We start from the raw sequence: 19,365 nt of genomic DNA, 5'->3' as shown, positions 1-19,365 counted from the left end.
AGCGTTGAAATTAAAGAATAAATCAGATTTTATTTGCGATATAAGAATAGTCGCTCTATAGCGCAAAAAGGCCGGTGATTAAATAATCACCAGCCCTTGCCTGATTTCTCAGGCAGCGAACCTAGCAAAAGCTAGATTACTTAACCTCAACTTCAGCACCAGCTTCTGTAAGGTCTTTAGCAAGAGCTTCAGCTTCTTCCTTAGAGATACCTTCTTTAACTGGAGTTGGAGCAGCTTCAACTAGAGCTTTAGCTTCTTTTAAGCCAAGACCAGTTGCGCCACGTACAGCTTTGATTGCCGCAACTTTATTAGCGCCAGCGCCAGTAAGGATTACGTCAAATTCTGTTTTCTCTTCAGCAGCTTCAGCAGCAGGACCTGCTACCATAGCAGCTGCAGCAGTTACGCCGAATTTTTCTTCCATTGCTTCAACTAGAGCAACAACGTCCATTACTGACATTTCAGCAATTGCGTCAAGGATTTGGTCTTTAGTTACAGACATTACAAATTTCCTAATAATTAACGGACTCTAAGGTCCAAATAAATTTACACCGAAAGGGATTAAACAGCTTAAAATTAAGCAGCTTGCTCTTCTTTCTGTACACGTACTGCTTCAATTGTTTTACACAATTTACCAGCAGACGCTTCTTTCATAGCGCTCATTAAGCGTGCAACAGCTTCGTCGTATGTAGGTAGAGTTGCAAGCATAGCTGCGTCTACTACATTACCTTCAAAAGCGGCCGTTTTAAGCTCAAATTTCTCATTCTTTTTCGCGAAGTCTGAAAAGATACGCGCAGCAGCACCTGGGTGCTCTGATGAGAAAGCGATTAAGCTTGGACCAACAAATGAATCAGATAGGCATTCAAAGTCTGTTCCTTCAAGAGCACGTTTAGCTAGAGTGTTACGGACAACTTTCATCCAAACACCCGCTTCGCGAGCTTCTTTACGAAGGGCAGTGATTGCACCAACTGTTACACCACGAGAATCTGCAACTACTGCAGATAGAGCACCAGTGGCTGCTTCGTTGACTTCAGCAACAATTGCCTTTTTGCCTTGAAGATTTAAAGCCATGGGTGTTACTCCTGGTTTAATGGGTTACCGTACATCGGCTTCCCTGTTTTACTCTTCCCCACCAATAAAGGTGGAGATGCTTTTTACGGCGAGAGCCAGAAGATTAGGAAAAATCTATCTGGGGATTCACACCGTCTACGTAGGTAATATTAAGGCCGAAGCCGCCTACGGTCTTGGACGGAAGCCCAATTTATCGCGTTGCCCGAAGGCGCTTCGAAATTATGGACTTCAACCCGAATTCTTTACTTTGCGATTAACTAAATTAATCAGCAAAATGGCGCAAAATTATAGTACAAATTTCACGCCATGTAAACACTCAATTAAGCAACAACTGTGCTTAAAGTGCCTTGGTCAACAGAAACACCTGCGCCCATTGTTGTAGAGATAGTTACTTTCTTCAAGTAAACACCTTTAGCTTGAGAAGGTTTAGCCTTCTTAAGCGCAACAATTAGAGCTTCAAGGTTTTGTTGTAACTGCTCAGCAGTGAAATCAACCTTACCAATAGTAGTATGGATGATACCATTTTTGTCATTGCGGTAACGCACTTGACCTGCTTTCGCATTTTTAACTGCTTCTGCAACGTTAGGTGTTACAGTACCAGTTTTAGGGTTTGGCATTAGACCACGTGGGCCTAAGATTTGACCTAGTTGACCAACAACACGCATAGCGTCTGGTGATGCAACAACAACGTCAAAATTCATCTCGCCTTTCTTAACTAGGTCAGCAAGATCTTCCATGCCTACTAATTCAGCACCGGCTTCTTTTGCAGCTTCTGCATTAGCGCCTTGAGTGAATACAGCAACACGAACGTCACGACCAGTACCGTTAGGTAGTACAGTAGCACCACGAACGTTTTGATCAGATTTACGAGCATCGATACCAAGGTTAACAGCAACGTCAACACTTTCTACGAATTTAGCTGTCGCTAGTTCTTTTAAAAGAGCAACTGCTTCGTTAATTTCGTAATCTTTAGTTACTTCCACTTTTTCGCGGATAGTACGCATACGTTTAGTTAATTTAGCCATTATCTTAGTCCTCTACGTTCAAGCCCATCGCACGCGCAGAACCTGCGATAGTGCGAACCGCAGCTTCTAAATCAGAAGCTGTAAGGTCTGGTTTCTTTGTCTCAACGATTTCTTCAAGTTGAGCACGAGTTACTGTGCCTACTTTTTCAGTGTTAGGACGGCCTGAACCAGATTTGATACCTGCAGCTTTCTTAAGTAAGTAAGCAGCCGGTGGCGTTTTCATGTCGAACGTAAATGAACGGTCGCCGTAAACAGAGATCACTACAGGAACTGGAGCGCCTTTTTCGATAGATTCTGTACGTGCGTTGAACGCTTTACAGAATTCCATGATGTTTACACCGTGTTGACCTAGTGCTGGACCTACTGGAGGACTAGGGTTAGCCATACCAGCAGCAACTTGTAGCTTGATTAGAGCTTCAACTTTCTTAGCCATTATAAATACCTCATTAGGTGGGTCTTAGCCTTGTGCGCGCGAGGACGCGTACTCTAGCGGCTTCCCAGTTTAAAAATTGGTTTCTCACTTTTTAGTAAACAGTTAAACAAACGTTTTCCCTGAATACAAAAAGGCCGCTGATTATAAGTTAATCAGCGGCCTTTTTCAAGCTTCGTGCCAAAAATTTAAAAGTTTTTAACGCGACGCTTTAAATCAATTACTTATCTTGTTCAACTTGACCAAATTCAAGTTCAACTGGCGTAGAACGACCAAAAATAAGTACCGACACTTTAACGCGGCTCTTTTCGTAGTCAACTTCTTCAACCACACCACTAAAGTCTGCAAATGGACCATCAGTAACACGAACCACTTCACCCGGCTCAAATAATGTTGCTGGTTTAGGCGCTTCTGCGTTCTCTTGTAGACGGTTAAGAATACGATCAGCTTCTTTGGTGCTAATAGGTGCTGGACGGTCTGATGTGCCACCAATAAAGCCCATAACACGTTCAGTGCTATTTACTAAGTGCCAGCTTGCATCATTCATATCCATTTGTACTAGTACGTAACCTGGGAAGAATTTACGCTCAGATTTACGCTTTTGACCAGCACGCATCTCTACGACTTCTTCAGTAGGAACTAATACTTCACCAAAGCTATCTTCTAGACCTTTGATTTTAATATGCTCTAATAATGTTTGAGCAACACGCTTCTCATAACCTGAGAAAGCCTGTACTACGTACCAACGTAGTTTCTTTTCGTTATTCTCATCCGACATGGGATCAGATCTCCAATCCAGTTAAAAAGCCTACAGCGCGGAATAAAATGCCATCTAATCCCCAAAGGATTAATGCCATAATCACTGTTGCAACCATTACGATTAATGTCGTGTGCGTTGTTTCTTGACGCGTTGGCCAAACTACCTTGCGTACTTCGATACGCGCTTCTTTTGCAAAAGCAAGGAATGTACGTCCCTTGAAAGTTTGCGAAGCAATAGCTAAACCCGCAGCTATCGCAACCACAACGCCAATGGCACGTAGTAATACAGACTGATCTGCAAACATATGGTTACCAACGACTGCGCCTGCAAGTAGCGCAATTGCTACTAACCACTTTACTGACTCCATCCCACTCGATGGTGTTTCTATATTCGTGCTCATAATATTATTACCTTAACTACAGACACAACAACCCTGCACGTCGACAGGGTTAATCCATTAAAATCTAAACTTAAAAACAAGCTTACTTAAACCGATTTTTAGTTCTAGACTTTACTCACTTTGTAAAAAATTGGCAGGGGCGGAGAGATTCGAACTCCCAACCGTCGGTTTTGGAGACCGCTGTTCTACCAATTGGAACTACGCCCCTGCAAAGTGGATGCCTATTATACTTACGCAATTCATTAACACAAGAGTAAAAAGATACCCATAACTTAAAATCTCACTGACGGCTGTAAAAATCAAACTTAACATTATTAAAAAAGCAGTTTATGATTGTTTCAATTTTAGGAATACTGTTCGCACAAGGAAGCCAGTGCCTTTACTTCAAACCCTATTCAAAACCCTCATTTTAAGTATTTTTTGCTTGTTTCATAGCATGCTTATTGCCCGCCCTATTCACTTAGATACATATTCGAGTGAGCAAGGATTATCGCAAAACTCGATTACATGCAGCATCACTGATGAGCAAGGGTTTCATTGGTTTGCCACACAAGGCGGTCTTAATCGCTTTGATGGTTATGAGTTTAAACGCTTCAAGTCTCACCCTACTGAGGCTAGTATTTCAGGAAACTGGGTCACCGATTGCCTTGCTGGCGGCCCTCATGCTATCTGGTTTTCTACAGCCAGTAATGGTTTAAACTTACTTGATACTCAAACCGGTCAATTTAAGGTTTTTAATACGCAAACTGAGTTGGCGATTACTGATAACCGTATATGGTCACTGGCGTCAGATAACCTAAATAATATTTGGTTAGGCCATGAACATGGAAAGTTAACACGATTAAATATAGTCAATAATGAAGTTGAGTCATTTAGCTATAATAGCCCCGAGCGAGCTAATACCGTAATACAAGATATCGTAATAGATGCTCAACAGAATATCTGGTTAGCGACCAACGAGGGATTAATTAAATTTAACCCAGAGCTAAAAACGTTTAAACACATAGCAAAGAGCCATAAGAATTTATGGCGGTTACACTTAAATACACAAGGGCAGCTATTACTAGCAAGCAAACAAGGCCTTAGCCTATTTATTCCAACAACAGAGGCTTTTGCGGAGTTTGCTCAATTTACAGATGTATGGATCACCGATATATTAATTGACGACACCGATACCTTGTGGCTTACAAGTTATGGAAAAGGTTTATTTTACAAAACAGAGCAAAGTACATCTAAAAATAACTTTGAGCACATACCGCACAATAAACAGCAACTAAATGGGCTTGCTAATGATTACCTATTGTCACTTTATCAAGATCAGTTCGGTATCATTTGGATTGGTACTGATGGCTATGGCTTGCAACGTTATGATAAAAAGCAAAATCAATTTTCGCATCAACAGCATTTGAGCGATGATGAGACTACTATTAGTCATAATTTTGTTCGCGCTCTACTTAAAGATTCACAAGGTCGGTTATGGGTTGGTACGCGTGATGGCTTAAACAAACAAACCGACACTGGCTTTAAGCGCTATAAAGTTAACTCAAAATTGCAAAGCGGCCTTACTAATAATAATGTATTTAGCCTGCATGAAGATAACCAACAGCGACTTTGGGTTGGTACCTATGGCGGTGGGTTACTGCAATACAATCCAGCTGAAGATAATTTTATTGCCTATACAATGCAAAGCCATCAGCTTAGTAGCGATCGAGTTTATGCGATAACGAGCGATCCTAAAGGTAATTTATGGCTAGGTAGTAACCAAGGTTTAACACGCTTTAATCCCGACACTTTAGAGGTTCAACATTACAAGCACGACGATTCAACTAATAGTCTTGCTAACAATACCGTGTTTACTCTGCTTTTTGATCAAAATACAAACGGATTATGGGTCGGGACGCGTGCAGGTTTAAATTATCTAAGCATGGCCGATGAATCATTTACTCATTACCCCTCGGATCAGACATCTCAAACTGGTTTAAGCCATAATATGGTCACCTCTTTGCACTTGCAAAATAACGATACCCTATGGGTGGGTACCTTTGGTGGTTTAAACCGCCTTGATAAAAAAACACAAAAAATCTCTTACATTACCGAACATGATGGATTACTAAACGATAATATTTTTGCTATTAAAGATGATAGTAAAGGCCACTTATGGCTAAGCAGTAACCAAGGGCTCACTCGCTATAATCCCACGAATCAAGCTATGCAGCATTTTTTACCTCGTGACGGCGTGCAGCATAATTCGTTTATTTTAGGTGCCGCTTTTCAAGCAGCTGATGGCGAGCTATTTTTTGGCGGAATCAATGGTTTTAATCAGTTTTACCCTAGTAAACTGCTATTGAGTACTTCAGCCCCAACCCCAGTGTTAACTGAGCTATTAATTTATAACCAAGCAAGTTCAACAAAAAACTATCTAACAGATCAAAAACAGCCAGCAAAACTAATAAATCATACTAAAAAACTCTCTTTTCCAACTAGCCAAGGGGTCATTGGCTTTAAATATTCCGCCGTTAATAATGCCTCATCTGCTAATCAATACCAGTATGCTTACAAGCTAAGTGGTTTAGATAAGCAATTTATCTATACCGATGCAAGCCAACGACAAGTTAACTATTCACAGCTAAGTGCAGGTGACTATCAATTACAATTAAAAGTTAGCGATCAATACGGGCAATGGAGCAAAGTTCACACTATGCTAAAGCTGACAGTAACGCCTCCTTGGTGGCAAACGAAATTGGCGTATGCGGCATACCTTATAATAGTTTTGATTATTACATGGTTAATTTTAGCGTCACGCTATCGAGCTAAAACCGCAGAGCAACTTATTCAACAAGAAAGAAAGCTCAATCAACTAAAGACCCAATTTTTAGATAATATTAGCCATGAACTTAAAACGCCATTAAGCTTAATTTTAGCGCCAGTAGAAAACTTACAACAGCAACAACTCGGTGCTCAAGCGCAACATCAAGTTTCTATAATTAAACGCAACGGGCACCGTCTGCTTAATTTAATTAATGAGCTATTACAGCTCAGCCAGCGCCCAAGTGCGACTATAGAATATGTATCCGCTTATTCTATAAGCCCTTTTATAGAACAAATAGTAGACGACTTCGCTATTTTGTTTGCTCAAAAAAATATTAGTTTTTCCTTTAAAGACAATACGCAAAGTCCTAGTTATATAAATTTAGAAACTAAGCATACTTTATCTATTATTGATAATTTATTGACCAATGCACTTAAATACACCCCATCAGATGGAACCGTTAACCTAACGCTTTCTAACACAAACAATAATGTTGTTATAACGGTATCTGATACTGGTATTGGTATCGAAGAACACCAGCAAGCGCTTATTTTTGAACGTTTTACTCGTGTTGCAACACACAACCAAACAGGCAGTGGTATAGGTCTCGCGCTGGTTAAGCAGCTTGTAGAGCAATACGGTGGGCAAATTTCATTAGTTAGTAAAATCAACAAGGGAAGTTGCTTCACAGTCACTTTGCCATTGTGTGAATCAGATAACTTATTAACGGATAAACAATTATCGTCCTCTCAAACTATGCCGCTAAAAAACAACAAAAAGCTACTCATTGTTGAAGATAACGAAGAAATGCGTGAGTTACTGGTTTCATTGTTTAGTGATAACTACACCTGTCTGAGCGCTAATAATGGAGAAGAAGGGCTTTTACTGTGCCAAACTCAAATGCCCGATTTGGTACTCAGTGACGTGATGATGCCAACGATGGATGGATATCAGCTTCTAAGCGCTATTCGCTCAGACATTTCAATAAACCACATTCCTGTTTTATTACTCTCTGCCAAAGCAGACAGTCGCAGCAGAATAAAAGGACTTGATTTACTGGCCGATGACTACCTGTGTAAACCCTTTGAAGCATCATTATTAAAGAGTCGGATTCATGGCCTATTAGGTATTCGTGATGCGTTAAATAAACACTTAGTTAAACAGTTATCAGCTCAAGCACATGCTGTGACCTTAGATGCGCAAATAGAGCAGAATAAAGATTACACGTTTACTGAACGCTTAAAAACAATTTTGCGTGACAATTATCAAAATGAACTGTTTAGCGTCGAAGAGTTTGCCAGTGCAATGTGTTTGAGCCCTCGTGCACTGCAATTAAAAATGAAAGCACTTTTTGACATTACACCCAGTGATTACATTCGCAATACCCGCCTAGAATATGCAGCAAAATTATTAGCTGATAGCGACTTAACCATAGGTTTAGTTGCAGATAACACCGGCTTTAGTTCTCAAAGTTACTTTGCTCGTTGCTTTAAAGCCAAATATACAGTGACACCTAAACAATATAGAGAAGCACAACCATGTAAAAGTAATTAGCTTCGCATTTGTACTCAAAGCTTTCGCCTGAGTACTATTTTTAGGTTGCTGATTTATTTAAATTAACCTAAATTAGCCATTGCTAAAAAATAACTACAAATGTAATTAAGTAGATAAATTAAGGAAAATACTATGCTCTCATCCATACAAAAAACGCTACTTGCCACAGCATTGATAACAAGCTTAAGCGCATGTCAAAGCACTTCAACCAACGTCACTTCAAATAAAAATTCACCTGACATTAATGAAGTAAGTAAACAAAAATACAATGGCCCTAAAGCACGTATCGCCGTGGCGCGTTTCACTGATAAATCAAATAACTCAAGGTGGTGGCGAAAAGAAATTGGTGAAGGTATGGCAGATCAACTTACCACCGCCCTTGTTGGCACTAATCGCTTTATTGTATTGGAACGCCAAGCACTAGACGCTGTGCTTTCGGAGCAAGATTTAGCAGTATCGGGCAGAGTGAGTGCACAATCGGGTGCTGCGTATGGCGAAATTGAAGGCGCTGAGATTGTAGTCGTTGCAGCGGTTACTGAGTTTGATGATGACAGTTCAGGTGCAAGTGTTGGTTCGGGCGGTTTTATTGGTGATGTGTTTAGCTCTGTTTCAGCTGGCTTTTCTGGATCGCATATGGCTATTGACCTAAGGTTAATTGATACGCGCACTTCACGTATTTTAGCTGCAACTAGTGTTGAAGGCGGTAGTAAAGATTTTAACTTTACAAGCGCAGCAACAAACTTTGGTGGCGCACTGGTTGGAGGGAGTCTTAGTGGTTGGTCAGATACACCAAAAGAAAAGGCACTACGTGAAGTAATAATTAAAGCCGTTGAGTTTTTAGAAACTAAAATCCCAGACACCTATTATCGCTATAACCAAAACAACACGCTTGCTGCAGGCTATACAGCACCACCACCGCCAAAGGTCGCTAGTAAAAAAGTAGCACCTGCTGCTGTCGCTGTCGATGTGCCGAATCATAGAATGCCACATTATGAAAAAATGGACTTAGCAATGTCTCGTATGAACTTGGTTTGCTTAGGCTATTTAAAAAACCAACCTGATTATGAAGAATTTGAGACTGAAGACGTAAAATACGACCGTCAAACTGTATTAGCACTGCGCGAATATCAACAAGAAAAGAGCTTAAAAGTAACAGGCCTTGCCGATGAAACAACAAAGAAATCTTTAGATGACACAAAATGTTTAGCTAAAACTCAAAAATCAGGGCTTGAAAGCTTAGGCAGCATGTTTCAATTTAACTAAGCAACCAACACAATTCATTTAAATCAAAAAAAGCGGCTATCCCCTAGCCGCTTTTAATCTACTCGTAATAACTCACCGCGATAAAAATCACACAGTAACCATATTTGCTCAAATTGATGGGTATTTGGAAAAACTATTGTTTTTATTGCCGCTTCAAAGTCGCTCTTATGCCAAATAGTGCTAGCGTTACGAATTAGCAACCAGGTACGTTTTGAGTAATAACGCTTAGTCGCTTTTTGTTTGAGCAATCGTCCTAATGCTGATTGCAGTCGGTTTTCACTGGGCTGTTGTGCCATGTCAGCTAAATCACGTTGCATATGTATTGATAATGGCCGACCTAACACGGCCATTGCTTCGGTTTCGCTGGCATATAAATGCGCTACTTCTATATCGAGTTGCTCATTTTCTTGATAACAACTTACATCGGGTCTATTTGGTTTATTATGCCAAATGTGGCGCATATGAATACCGGTTTGCTGCTCATAGCAACGCAAAAACAACTTAGCTGCATCGTGCTCTAACTGTTGTTTTTCGGCATCACTGCTGCGCTTCATGCAATACCTTATAAACGTCATTTAACAACGAGGAAGCGCCAAACCTAAATATCTCTGGTGCTAAATATTCATGCCCCATAATCTCAGTTGTTAGCTGCAAATAAGCATTGGCATCACCTGTCGTTTTCACACCGCCTGCGGCCTTAAAACCAACTGGTTTTGATGACTTTTTGATGGCATTAAGCATAATTTCAGTTGCTTCAAGCGTGGCGTTAACCGCGACTTTACCGGTGCTGGTTTTTACAAAATCAGCTCCCCCTTGAATAGCAAGCTCGGTTGCTTGAGCAATAAGCGCAGGTGTTTTTAGCTCACCGCTTTCAATAATCACTTTAAGTTTAGCGCGACTACCACATGCTTTTTTACTTTCACTCACGTATTCCAGTACTGTATCGGCTTCGCCTTTTATAAGTGCTTTATAAGGAATGACTAAGTCAATTTCATCGGCCCCACGCTCTATGGCTATTAGTGTTTCATTAAGCACTTCATTAAGTGGCGCATCACCTGTAGGAAAGTTGGTTACTGTGGCCACTTTTACATGACTCAATAGCCGATTAGCGAGCGCTATTTTTGCATCATCTACAAATTCACTAAACACACAAACTGCAGCGGGTATGCCTAATTTAGAATCAATACTGTTTACTAATGCATTAATACTAGCTTGATTATCATCGGTGTTTAAACTGGTTAAATCCATTAAACTAACAACTAGCATGGCGTTTTGAGTATTATTTGTCATTTTATGCCCATGAAATTTTAAAAACCTTAAACTATATAAGCATCATAGCTTAATCTTGCTATAGCTCATAACCAAACACTATAAGCGCGTTTTTTATACCAAACAGCACCCTGACCCTTACTAAATAAGATTTAGACCTAAAAAACACAGTTTATATAACTTTTTAGTATATCAACTAAGATTTAATTATTTTTTACTTATCAATAGCCGCTATATTCTGCCTTTGTGTTAAACACTTTATTATCTTTTTAGGGGCGTTACTCAGTGCAATATTTACCTATCTTTACCAAACTCGACAACAAACCAGTATTGGTGGTTGGCGGTGGAGAAGTTGCCTTGCGAAAATGCCGCGCGTTCTTAAAAGCGCGTGCTGCAGTAACCTTAGTTGCCCCGTGGTTTTGTGATGAATTAAAAGAACATGCGCACAACAATGAAGTTACTTTAATAGATGCCTATTTTGAAGAGTCACATCTTGATGGCAAAATTTTGATTATTGCCGCCACCGACAATGATGAAGTTAATAATACAGTTTTTGAACTCGCTAATGCACGTAATGTTTTTGTGAACGTGGTGGATGATCAACCTAAATGTACGTTTATTTTTCCCTCTATTGTTGATCGCAACCCAATTACCATTGCGATTTCAAGTGCAGGCACAGCACCGGTATTAGCAAGGCGTTTACGTGAAAAGCTCGAAACTCTTATCCCGCAACATATTGGCCCTCTCGCCAACTTAGTCGGTGGTTTTCGTCACAAAGTAAAACAACGCTTTAAACACTTCGCCGATCGTCGCCAGTTTTGGGAAGGCGTGTTTGATTCATCAGTAGTGAGTAAAGTCCAAACCGGTGATACCCATGGCGCTGAGCAACAACTAGAGCAAATGCTAGATGCCAAAGTAGAGCCTGAAGGTGAAGTATACGTAGTCGGTGCAGGCCCAGGCGACCCAGAGCTACTCACCCTAAAAGCATTGCAGCTAATGCAACAAGCCGACGTGGTGGTATATGATTACTTAGTTTCTGATGAAATCATGGAATTAGTGCGCCGCGATGCAGATTTAATTTGTGTGGGTAAACGCCTAGGCGATCATAGCGTAGCTCAAGAAGATACCAATAAGATGCTAGTTGATTTAGCGCAACAAGGTAAAAAAGTATGTCGTATTAAAGGCGGCGACCCATTTATTTATGGTCGTGGTGGCGAAGAAGTACAAGTACTGGCAGCCAATAACGTAAATTACCAGATAGTGCCAGGTATAACGGCGGCCGCAGGCTGTAGTGCCTATGCAGGTATTCCTTTAACGCATCGCGATCATGCTCAAGCTATTCAATTTGTTACTGGTCACTGTAAAAAGGAAGGCCAAGAGCTTAATTGGCAGTCGCTTGCACAAAAAAACCAAACACTGGCTATTTATATGGGGGTGATTAAATCGCCGCATATTCAAGCCGAGCTATTAAAACATGGGCGAGAAGCAACAACACCAGTAGCAATTATTGAAAACGGCACACGTGAAAATCAACGCGTAGTTACCGGACAGTTAGACCAATTAGCGCAGCTAATTGAACAATATGATATTATTTCACCGGCATTACTCATTATTGGTGAAGTGGCTTCGCTGCATAAAGAATTAAACTGGTTTGGCGAAAAAGCACAGATCAGTAGCTTTGCTCAACCGCTTACAGACGTAGCGTAGTTTAACAGATTTTAATTTAATCATTTTAGTAGGACGACCAACAATGGCTTTAACTCACCTTCAGCAACTTGAAGCTGAAAGTATCAAAATCATGCGCGAAGTCGCCGCTGAGTTTGAGAACCCAGTTATGCTTTACTCAATCGGTAAAGATTCATCGGTACTTTTGCATTTAGCTCGTAAAGCATTTTACCCTGCGAAAATTCCGTTTCCGTTATTACACGTAGACACCAACTGGAAGTTTCGTGAAATGATTGAGTTTCGCGACCGTTTGGCTAAAGAGTACGGCTTTGATTTAATCGTACACAAAAACCCTGAAGGTATCGAAATGGGTGTAGGTCCGTTTACACATGGTTCGGGTAAACATACCGATATAATGAAAACTCAAGGGCTAAAGCAAGCGCTTAATAAATACGGTTTTGATGCCGCATTTGGTGGCGCACGTCGTGATGAAGAGAAATCACGGGCTAAAGAGCGTGTTTACTCATTTCGTGATAAACACCATCGCTGGGATCCTAAAAACCAACGTCCTGAGCTTTGGAATACCTATAACAGCCAAGTGAACCCAGGAGAAAGCATTCGTGTATTCCCACTGTCTAACTGGACTGAACTAGATATTTGGCAATACATATATCAAGAAAACATCGAAATGGTGCCACTTTACCTTGCTAAAGAGCGCCCTGTAGTAGAGCGCGATGGTACTTTAATTATGGTTGATGACGATCGCATGCCACTTAATGAAGGTGAAGTACCGCAAATGAAGTCGGTTCGCTTCAGAACATTAGGCTGTTACCCACTCACAGGTGCAGTGGAATCTACCGCCAGCAATCTAACCGAAATTATTGAAGAAATGCTGCTGTCATCGTCATCTGAACGTGAAGGTCGAGTGATTGATCATGATTCAGCAGGCTCTATGGAGAAGAAAAAACGTGAGGGGTATTTCTAATGTCTAACCTAAATAACGATACATTTAATGAAGTAAAAGAAATTGGTATAGACGCTTACCTAGCACGTCAACAAGATAAAAGCTTATTGCGTATGCTGACTTGTGGCAGTGTGGATGACGGTAAATCAACCTTAATTGGCCGCCTACTGCACGATAGTCACCAAATTTATGAAGATCAGCTAGCCGCACTTCATAAAGATAACGAAAAAGTCGGTAATGCCGGTGAAGAGCTTGATTTAGCATTGTTAGTAGATGGCCTACAAGCTGAGCGTGAGCAAGGCATAACAATTGACGTAGCGTACCGTTATTTCTCAACCGCTAAGCGTAAATTTATTATTGCCGACACCCCAGGGCATGAGCAGTACACCCGAAACATGGTTACCGGTGCATCAACCAGTGATGTTGCCATTATTTTAGTGGATGCACGTTATGGTGTGCAGGTACAAACTAAACGTCATAGTTTTATTTGTGACTCATTAGGTATTAAGCAGTTTGTGGTTGCGGTTAACAAAATGGATATTGTTGATTTTGATGAAACCGTTTATGAAAAAATTAAAGCTGACTATTTAAAATTTGCCGAGCAACTTAACGTATCAAACATTAAGTTTGTGCCTATGTCGGCACTTAAAGGCGATAACGTAGTAACCCGCTCTGCACATACTCCTTATTATACCGACAAGCCGTTGCTTGAGCTGTTAGAAGACTCACCAGCCGCTGAAATCGACACTGGTTTTGAAGCGCGTCTTCCGGTGCAATACGTGGTACGCCCTAATCTAAACTTCCGTGGTTTTCAAGGCACGCTTACATCGGGTAAATTACGTGTAGGTGATGAGGTGAAGGTACTGCCCTCAGGTAAAAAGTCACATATTAAAGAAATTGTTACTTTTGATGGCAACCTCGACACCGCCGAGGCAGGCCAAGCAATTACAGTGACACTTAATACTGAAATAGATATTAGCCGAGGGGACGTTATTGTACCTGCGAATTCGCAAGCGCAAGTAACTAACCAATTACAGGCTAAAATTGTGTGGATGCACGAGTCACCATTAGTGCTCGGTAAAAGTTACAACCTTAAACTTGGCAGCAAAAACACCTCGGCAATGGTCACAAAAATTGACCACACAATTGATGTAAACACGTTAGAGCATGGCAGTGCAGATTCATTGCAGTTAAACGAAATTGCGATTGTGACACTGGAGCTGACCGAGACTATTTTAGCCGATCAGTACCATCATAATCATGAAACCGGTTCGTTTATTCTTATTGATCGTTTATCAAACTTAACGGTTGCAGCAGGAATGATAGAACAGGTACTGCAAAGTGAAGAAAACGCAGGACAATACAGCGACTTTGAAGTTGAATTTAATGCCCTCGTACGCAAGCACTTCCCGCATTGGCAAGCGCTTGATATTTCGAAGCTATAACGTTAATGAACGCCTGTTAGGAACATTTAAAGCATGGTAGAACAGCTCATTTTAACAGGCATTATGTTGCTTTTAGTCGGGTGCCTTTTTGGTACCCGTATTAATCCTGCATGGTTATTTGTAAGTGCCATAGGCACAAGCTATCTAACTGGGTTAATAGATTTAGAAAGCATGCTGGTTAATTACACTAACTCATCATTAATTACTTTAGTGTTATTAATTTTAGTGTCGATAGCGATAGAAAAAACCACGCTTATTCAGCGTTTAGCCAAATCGTTATCCAGTGGTAGTTTAGTTAAGTCAGTAACTAAACTAGGGCTGTCTACTGCCTTTTTATCGTCGTTTACTAATAATACCGCGGTAGTTGCCTCATTAATTACCGCCATAAAGGATAACCCAAATCACTCCCCTTCAAAGCTATTGCTGCCCTTGTCGTACACCGCGATTTTAGGGGGTACTATTACGCTTATTGGCACCTCTACTAACTTAATCGTAAATGGCTTTGCAGTAGATGCGGGCATGGCGCCACTGGGCTTTTTTGATTTTACCTTGGTGGGTTTGGGCGCACTTAGTGTGGGCTTAATTACTATTTTGGTGATGCTAAAATGCCTGCCTGACAATGGTAAAAATAGCCAAGAGGTGGTGCCTTTTTATCTAGAAGGGAAAGTGCAAACTGGCTCAAAGTTAATAAATTGTACTGTAGAGGAAAACGGTTTACGCGATCTAAAAGACTTGTTTTTGGCTGAAATTATTCGTGACGGCAACCGAATTTGCGCCGTGACCCCCCAACATATTATTCAACAAGACGACATACTGCTGTTTGTGGGCGACATAAAGTCAGTACCTTTGCTTACTCGCTTTGATGGCTTAAAAGTGGTGCACGACAAACACGAAAAAGACATTGAACACCTCGTTGAAGTTGTCGTTAGCCAATCGTCTAAGTTAATTGGCAAAACAGTAAAAGAAGCCCGCTTTAGAGAACAATTTCATGCAGCCGTTATTGCTATTCGCCGTGGGCATGACCGCTTACAAGGCGGGCTTGGACAAGTGCGATTACAAGCGGGTGACTCACTCATTCTCGCCCCTGGTAAAAGCTTTTATGACTTAACTAACTTAAAACGCGAGTTTGTGTATATTTCAGGGCTTGATTTACAAACCCACCTAGGTGCAAAGCAATCAAATATTGTATTGTTAAGCTTTGCGGGTGTGCTGGGATTAAGTATTTTAGGTGCAGTACCGCTGGTTAAAGGCTTGTTAGTGTTTCTTATTGGCCTAATGCTGTGTGGTACTATTAAGCTAAGCGAAATAAAGCGCCGTTTTCCTATTGAGTTACTTGCTGTCGTGGGCAGTGCCATAGGTTTAGCTAAGCTGATGATAGGCACCGGCCTTGCTGGGCAAATATCAGACGCCATGTTTGTAGTGCTAGGCGACTTTGGCCCTTATGGCGCGTTTATCGCTATCTTTTTAATGACCGTATTATTTACCGAATTAATCACTAATAATGCCGCAGCAGCGCTATCGTTTCCGGTTGCCTACTCACTAGCCATTGGCTTTAACGTAGAACCTTTACCGTTTATTATGGCAGTTGCATTTGGCGCTTCAGCCAGCTTTATTTCACCTTTTGGTTATCAAACTAATTTAATGGTTTACAGCGCAGGTAACTACCGACGAAAAGACTATGTAATGATGGGGCTACCGCTTTCTATTATTTATTCAATTACCGTACTAACTTTGATCCCGCTGGTATTTCCGTTTTAATACCCGCGCTTATAGCATAAAGAGACACAGCAAATGGATAACAATATTGTTTGGCATAATTACGCCACTACTAAAGTACAGCGCAGTGAACAAAAAAATCATAAGAGCGCTATTATATGGTTTACTGGTTTTTCTGGCTCAGGTAAAAGCACCGTTGCGAATGCGCTAGAAGCAGCACTCAAGCAGCAAGGCGCACACACCTATTTACTTGATGGCGACAATGTACGCCATGGTTTATGTAAAGATTTAGGCTTTAGTGATGCCGATCGCGTTGAGAATATCCGCCGCGTAGGCGAAACCGCCAAGCTAATGGTTGATGCTGGTTTGTTAGTCCTTACTGCGTTTATATCTCCTTTTAAAGCTGAGCGCGACATGGTTCGTGAGTTAGTTGATGAGGGTGAATTTATCGAAGTATTCATCGACACCCCTCTTGAGGTGTGTGAAAGTCGCGACCCAAAAGGCTTATATAAAAAGGCACGCGCCGGTGAAATTAAACACTTTACTGGGATTGATTCAACTTACCAGCCGCCGGTTAATCCTGAAATAATTTTAGATACCAGTAAAAACACCCTAGACCAATCGGTAGCTCAACTGATAACGTATCTAAAACATCAGCATATACTATAGGCCCATCTAATGAACCAAACTGAACTGCTAGAAGAAACCCTTATTCTCGCTCGCGAAGCGGGAAGCGCGATTATGGGTATTTACAACAAAGACTTTAACGTTGAATACAAAGCTGATGAAAGCCCCGTAACCGACGCCGACTTAGCAGCTCATAAAATCATTAGTGCAGGGCTCAAAAAGCTCACTCCCGATATTCCTGTATTGAGTGAAGAAAGTGCCGACATTGGTTGGGACGTACGCCAAACATGGAACAGCTATTGGCTGGTTGACCCAATTGATGGCACCAAAGAATTTATTAAAAAGAACGGCGAGTTTACCGTTAATATTGCCCTAATCGAAAACGGCAAACCAGTTTTAGCTGTGGTTGATGCCCCTGCGCTAGGTGTATCGTACATAGCCGCAGAAGCCATTGGTGCTTTTAAAGACAAAGGCGATGAGCGCATCGAGCTTAAAGTTACCACCAAACCTAACAAAGGCCTTATACGTGTTGTAGGCAGTCGCTCGCACCCCTCTCCTGATTTAGCTGAATTTGTAAAACGCTTTGATGACGTTGAAATGGTATCAAAAGGCAGTTCACTAAAACTGTGCTTAGTTGCTGAAGGCAGCGCTGATATTTACCCTCGCCTCGGCCCAACCTGCGAATGGGATACCGGCGCAGGCCATGCCATTGCCGAAATCGCCGGCGCTAAAGTAACTAAACTCGATGGCAGCCCGCTTATTTATAACACTAAAGATGAGTACTTGAATCCATATTTTGTGGTGAGTGCGGTGGAAGAATAAGAGCTTCGAGCTGTTAGCCACGGGCTTAGAGTCGCGAGCAGCTAATGGCAATTTAAACACCGTAGGTTGGGTTGAGTGGAACGAAACCCAACATAGTTTATTCTAAATTAACCTAGAGTAGTATTAATACCAACCCTAGCAGCAAAGCTACAGGGTTAGAAGAATCTATATACAGTCTGGAATAAAATCATTTATTGCAGTTAAATTTTGAACGTCTAGCTGTCTTGTATTACTGAATCGAACACTGCCCATAATACCTCGTCTATCACGCAAATCACATACCTTAAGTATGTCTGACACTTCAAATACAGAATCAATAAATTCTATTTTTGAACCGATTGCCTGAATAGAGTTTGCTTTAGAGGCTTTGATATAACAATCTCTACACGAGTAATTGCTATACCAAAGTTTAAGGTTGTGCCTGTTATTAGCACCTGATAATGATATTATCTGCTCTAAATTAGTATGTTGACTTTTTATGTCAAAGTCAGCATCTCTGCTATTTGAAACCAATACATTTTTTATTGAAAGGCCACTCACTTCAGAATTAACAACGATGCCATCCCCTTGTTGGTATGTTCCACAATTACTTGAACCGCCAATGTTATTTGAGATAGATACATCATGAATATTGATATTTTTAGTGCTTCCACTGACACTTATACCTGCTACGTGGCAATCTTTTTTTGAGTCAAGATTTAATGTTGATCCGTCTATTCTTGAATTGCTGATAGTAATATTCTTTGGTGTATCACCATTAATGCGGATACCTGCTTTGTAATAAGCAATTGAAGTTAACTCGTTAATTTTAATGTTAGATACATTTGCTAATATTCCACTATCAAACTCTACACAGCTCATTGTATTATGGGCTCTAATATGTTCAATACTCACATTTTCTGCAGTGTAATTTTTGAATCTAAAGCAATATCTCGTATTATTGAAGTTGATATTAGCAAAGGAAATGTTACTTCTAGCTACTATAAAGCCTGAGCTACCACCGCTACCATTGTGATAATCACTAGTTATTATGACATTCCCTTCACCTGACACTTTGACAGGATTCACACCTTGACTAATAAATAAAGTATCTGTTTGATAATATGTTCCAGCCTTTAAAGTAATATTGTCAATATTAGGATCTGTCAAAATTCTATTTAACTCGGATAAATTTGCGGGTCGTTCAATATCATACCCGTCACCCACTCCATCACTGCTAATATATGCTGTATTAGCATAGCTAAATTTAACAAAAAGAAAGAACAAAATAGTAAAAATTAAATTTTTCATAATAAAATCCTTGTTATTATTTATAGGTTAAGCCTTTGGCAGTAGAAAGAATGTCAATTATTAAGTTATTAAGAATAGAATATAGTTAAAACAGGCTTTAAGTTCAGGTTACCCAAACTCCATATCAATTAGAAGCTCTGAATCAAAGAAATATAATAACAACTAATACTTCCACTCAATTCAAAATATGGACTTAAAACCCCTATTGAATTACAAAAAAGACTAAATAATTTAAATGCAGATTTAAGCGCTGAAGAA

Annotated in this window: 17 protein-coding genes and 1 tRNA gene; 8 read left to right on the top strand and 10 right to left on the bottom strand. The window is 40.6% G+C overall.

Annotated features, from left to right (window positions below; all coding sequences use genetic code 11):
* Positions 1–136: 136 nt before the first annotated feature.
* The 7 genes from rplL to P3J6_RS05485 form a co-directional block, all read right to left on the bottom strand.
* Entirely contained in the window at positions 137–499 is a 363-nt protein-coding gene (gene rplL, locus P3J6_RS05515) for a 50S ribosomal protein L7/L12 (protein WP_008108465.1), read from the bottom strand.
* A gap of 74 nt (positions 500–573) precedes the next feature.
* Positions 574–1,068: a 50S ribosomal protein L10 gene (gene rplJ / locus P3J6_RS05510; RefSeq protein WP_008108464.1), complete on the bottom strand. Its 495-nt coding sequence runs from the start codon at positions 1,066–1,068 to the stop codon at positions 574–576.
* A 320-nt stretch (positions 1,069–1,388) separates the two neighbouring features.
* On the bottom strand, positions 1,389–2,093 hold the full coding sequence (gene rplA / locus P3J6_RS05505) for a 50S ribosomal protein L1 (protein WP_010392122.1): 705 nt from the start codon (positions 2,091–2,093) through the stop codon (positions 1,389–1,391).
* 4 nt (positions 2,094–2,097) lie between these two features.
* Complete coding sequence (gene rplK / locus P3J6_RS05500; protein ID WP_008108462.1) at positions 2,098–2,526, bottom strand: 50S ribosomal protein L11; 429 nt, start codon at positions 2,524–2,526, stop codon at positions 2,098–2,100.
* 217 nt (positions 2,527–2,743) lie between these two features.
* Positions 2,744–3,301: a transcription termination/antitermination protein NusG gene (gene nusG / locus P3J6_RS05495; RefSeq protein WP_008108460.1), complete on the bottom strand. Its 558-nt coding sequence runs from the start codon at positions 3,299–3,301 to the stop codon at positions 2,744–2,746.
* A gap of 4 nt (positions 3,302–3,305) precedes the next feature.
* Positions 3,306–3,683 carry a preprotein translocase subunit SecE gene (gene secE, locus P3J6_RS05490; protein WP_054202752.1) on the bottom strand — a complete coding sequence of 126 codons (378 nt, stop codon included), beginning with the start codon at positions 3,681–3,683 and terminating at the stop codon, positions 3,306–3,308.
* Positions 3,684–3,814: 131 nt separating this feature from the next.
* Positions 3,815–3,891, bottom strand: a tRNA-Trp gene (locus tag P3J6_RS05485).
* 165 nt (positions 3,892–4,056) lie between these two features.
* Between P3J6_RS05485 and P3J6_RS05480 the strand changes: the two genes are divergently transcribed.
* On the top strand, positions 4,057–8,046 hold the full coding sequence (locus tag P3J6_RS05480; RefSeq protein ID WP_198522420.1) for a hybrid sensor histidine kinase/response regulator transcription factor: 3,990 nt from the start codon (positions 4,057–4,059) through the stop codon (positions 8,044–8,046).
* A 132-nt stretch (positions 8,047–8,178) separates the two neighbouring features.
* Positions 8,179–9,309 (top strand): CsgG/HfaB family protein, encoded by a 1,131-nt coding sequence (locus P3J6_RS05475; RefSeq protein ID WP_198522419.1) that lies wholly within the window; start codon positions 8,179–8,181, stop codon positions 9,307–9,309.
* 53 nt (positions 9,310–9,362) lie between these two features.
* Here the strand turns inward: P3J6_RS05475 and P3J6_RS05470 are convergent, their stop codons facing one another.
* On the bottom strand, positions 9,363–9,863 hold the full coding sequence (locus P3J6_RS05470; protein WP_138606661.1) for a hypothetical protein: 501 nt from the start codon (positions 9,861–9,863) through the stop codon (positions 9,363–9,365).
* Complete coding sequence (gene deoC / locus P3J6_RS05465; protein WP_198522418.1) at positions 9,847–10,599, bottom strand: deoxyribose-phosphate aldolase; 753 nt, start codon at positions 10,597–10,599, stop codon at positions 9,847–9,849. Before deoC ends, P3J6_RS05470 begins: the two co-directional genes overlap by 17 nt.
* A gap of 264 nt (positions 10,600–10,863) precedes the next feature.
* Between deoC and cysG the strand changes: the two genes are divergently transcribed.
* From cysG to cysQ, 6 genes are read left to right on the top strand one after another with little or no spacing between them, the layout of a single operon-like run.
* Positions 10,864–12,285, top strand: a complete 1,422-nt coding sequence (gene cysG, locus P3J6_RS05460) for a siroheme synthase CysG (RefSeq protein WP_138570113.1) — start codon at positions 10,864–10,866, stop codon at positions 12,283–12,285.
* Between the two features lie 43 nt (positions 12,286–12,328).
* Entirely contained in the window at positions 12,329–13,228 is a 900-nt protein-coding gene (gene cysD / locus P3J6_RS05455; RefSeq protein WP_008108450.1) for a sulfate adenylyltransferase subunit CysD, read from the top strand.
* Positions 13,228–14,652, top strand: a complete 1,425-nt coding sequence (gene cysN, locus P3J6_RS05450; protein WP_198522417.1) for a sulfate adenylyltransferase subunit CysN — start codon at positions 13,228–13,230, stop codon at positions 14,650–14,652. The genes cysD and cysN overlap by 1 nt, the downstream gene beginning before the upstream one ends.
* 33 nt (positions 14,653–14,685) lie before the next feature.
* On the top strand, positions 14,686–16,410 hold the full coding sequence (locus P3J6_RS05445) for an SLC13 family permease (RefSeq protein WP_198522416.1): 1,725 nt from the start codon (positions 14,686–14,688) through the stop codon (positions 16,408–16,410).
* A gap of 33 nt (positions 16,411–16,443) precedes the next feature.
* A complete protein-coding gene (gene cysC / locus P3J6_RS05440; protein WP_198522415.1) occupies positions 16,444–17,037 on the top strand; it encodes an adenylyl-sulfate kinase in 594 nt (197 codons plus the stop codon).
* A gap of 9 nt (positions 17,038–17,046) precedes the next feature.
* A complete protein-coding gene (gene cysQ / locus P3J6_RS05435) occupies positions 17,047–17,817 on the top strand; it encodes a 3'(2'),5'-bisphosphate nucleotidase CysQ (protein ID WP_198522414.1) in 771 nt (256 codons plus the stop codon).
* Positions 17,818–17,982: 165 nt separating this feature from the next.
* On the opposite strand, the gene P3J6_RS05430 is transcribed toward cysQ, so the two are convergent.
* Positions 17,983–19,107 carry a hypothetical protein gene (locus tag P3J6_RS05430; RefSeq protein WP_198522413.1) on the bottom strand — a complete coding sequence of 375 codons (1,125 nt, stop codon included), beginning with the start codon at positions 19,105–19,107 and terminating at the stop codon, positions 17,983–17,985.
* Positions 19,108–19,365 lie beyond the last annotated feature (258 nt).

The organism is Pseudoalteromonas sp. 3J6 (genome assembly GCF_903995135.1).
Taxonomy (GTDB): Bacteria; Pseudomonadota; Gammaproteobacteria; order Enterobacterales; family Alteromonadaceae; genus Pseudoalteromonas.
This window is presented reverse-complemented; position numbering and strand designations above follow the sequence as displayed.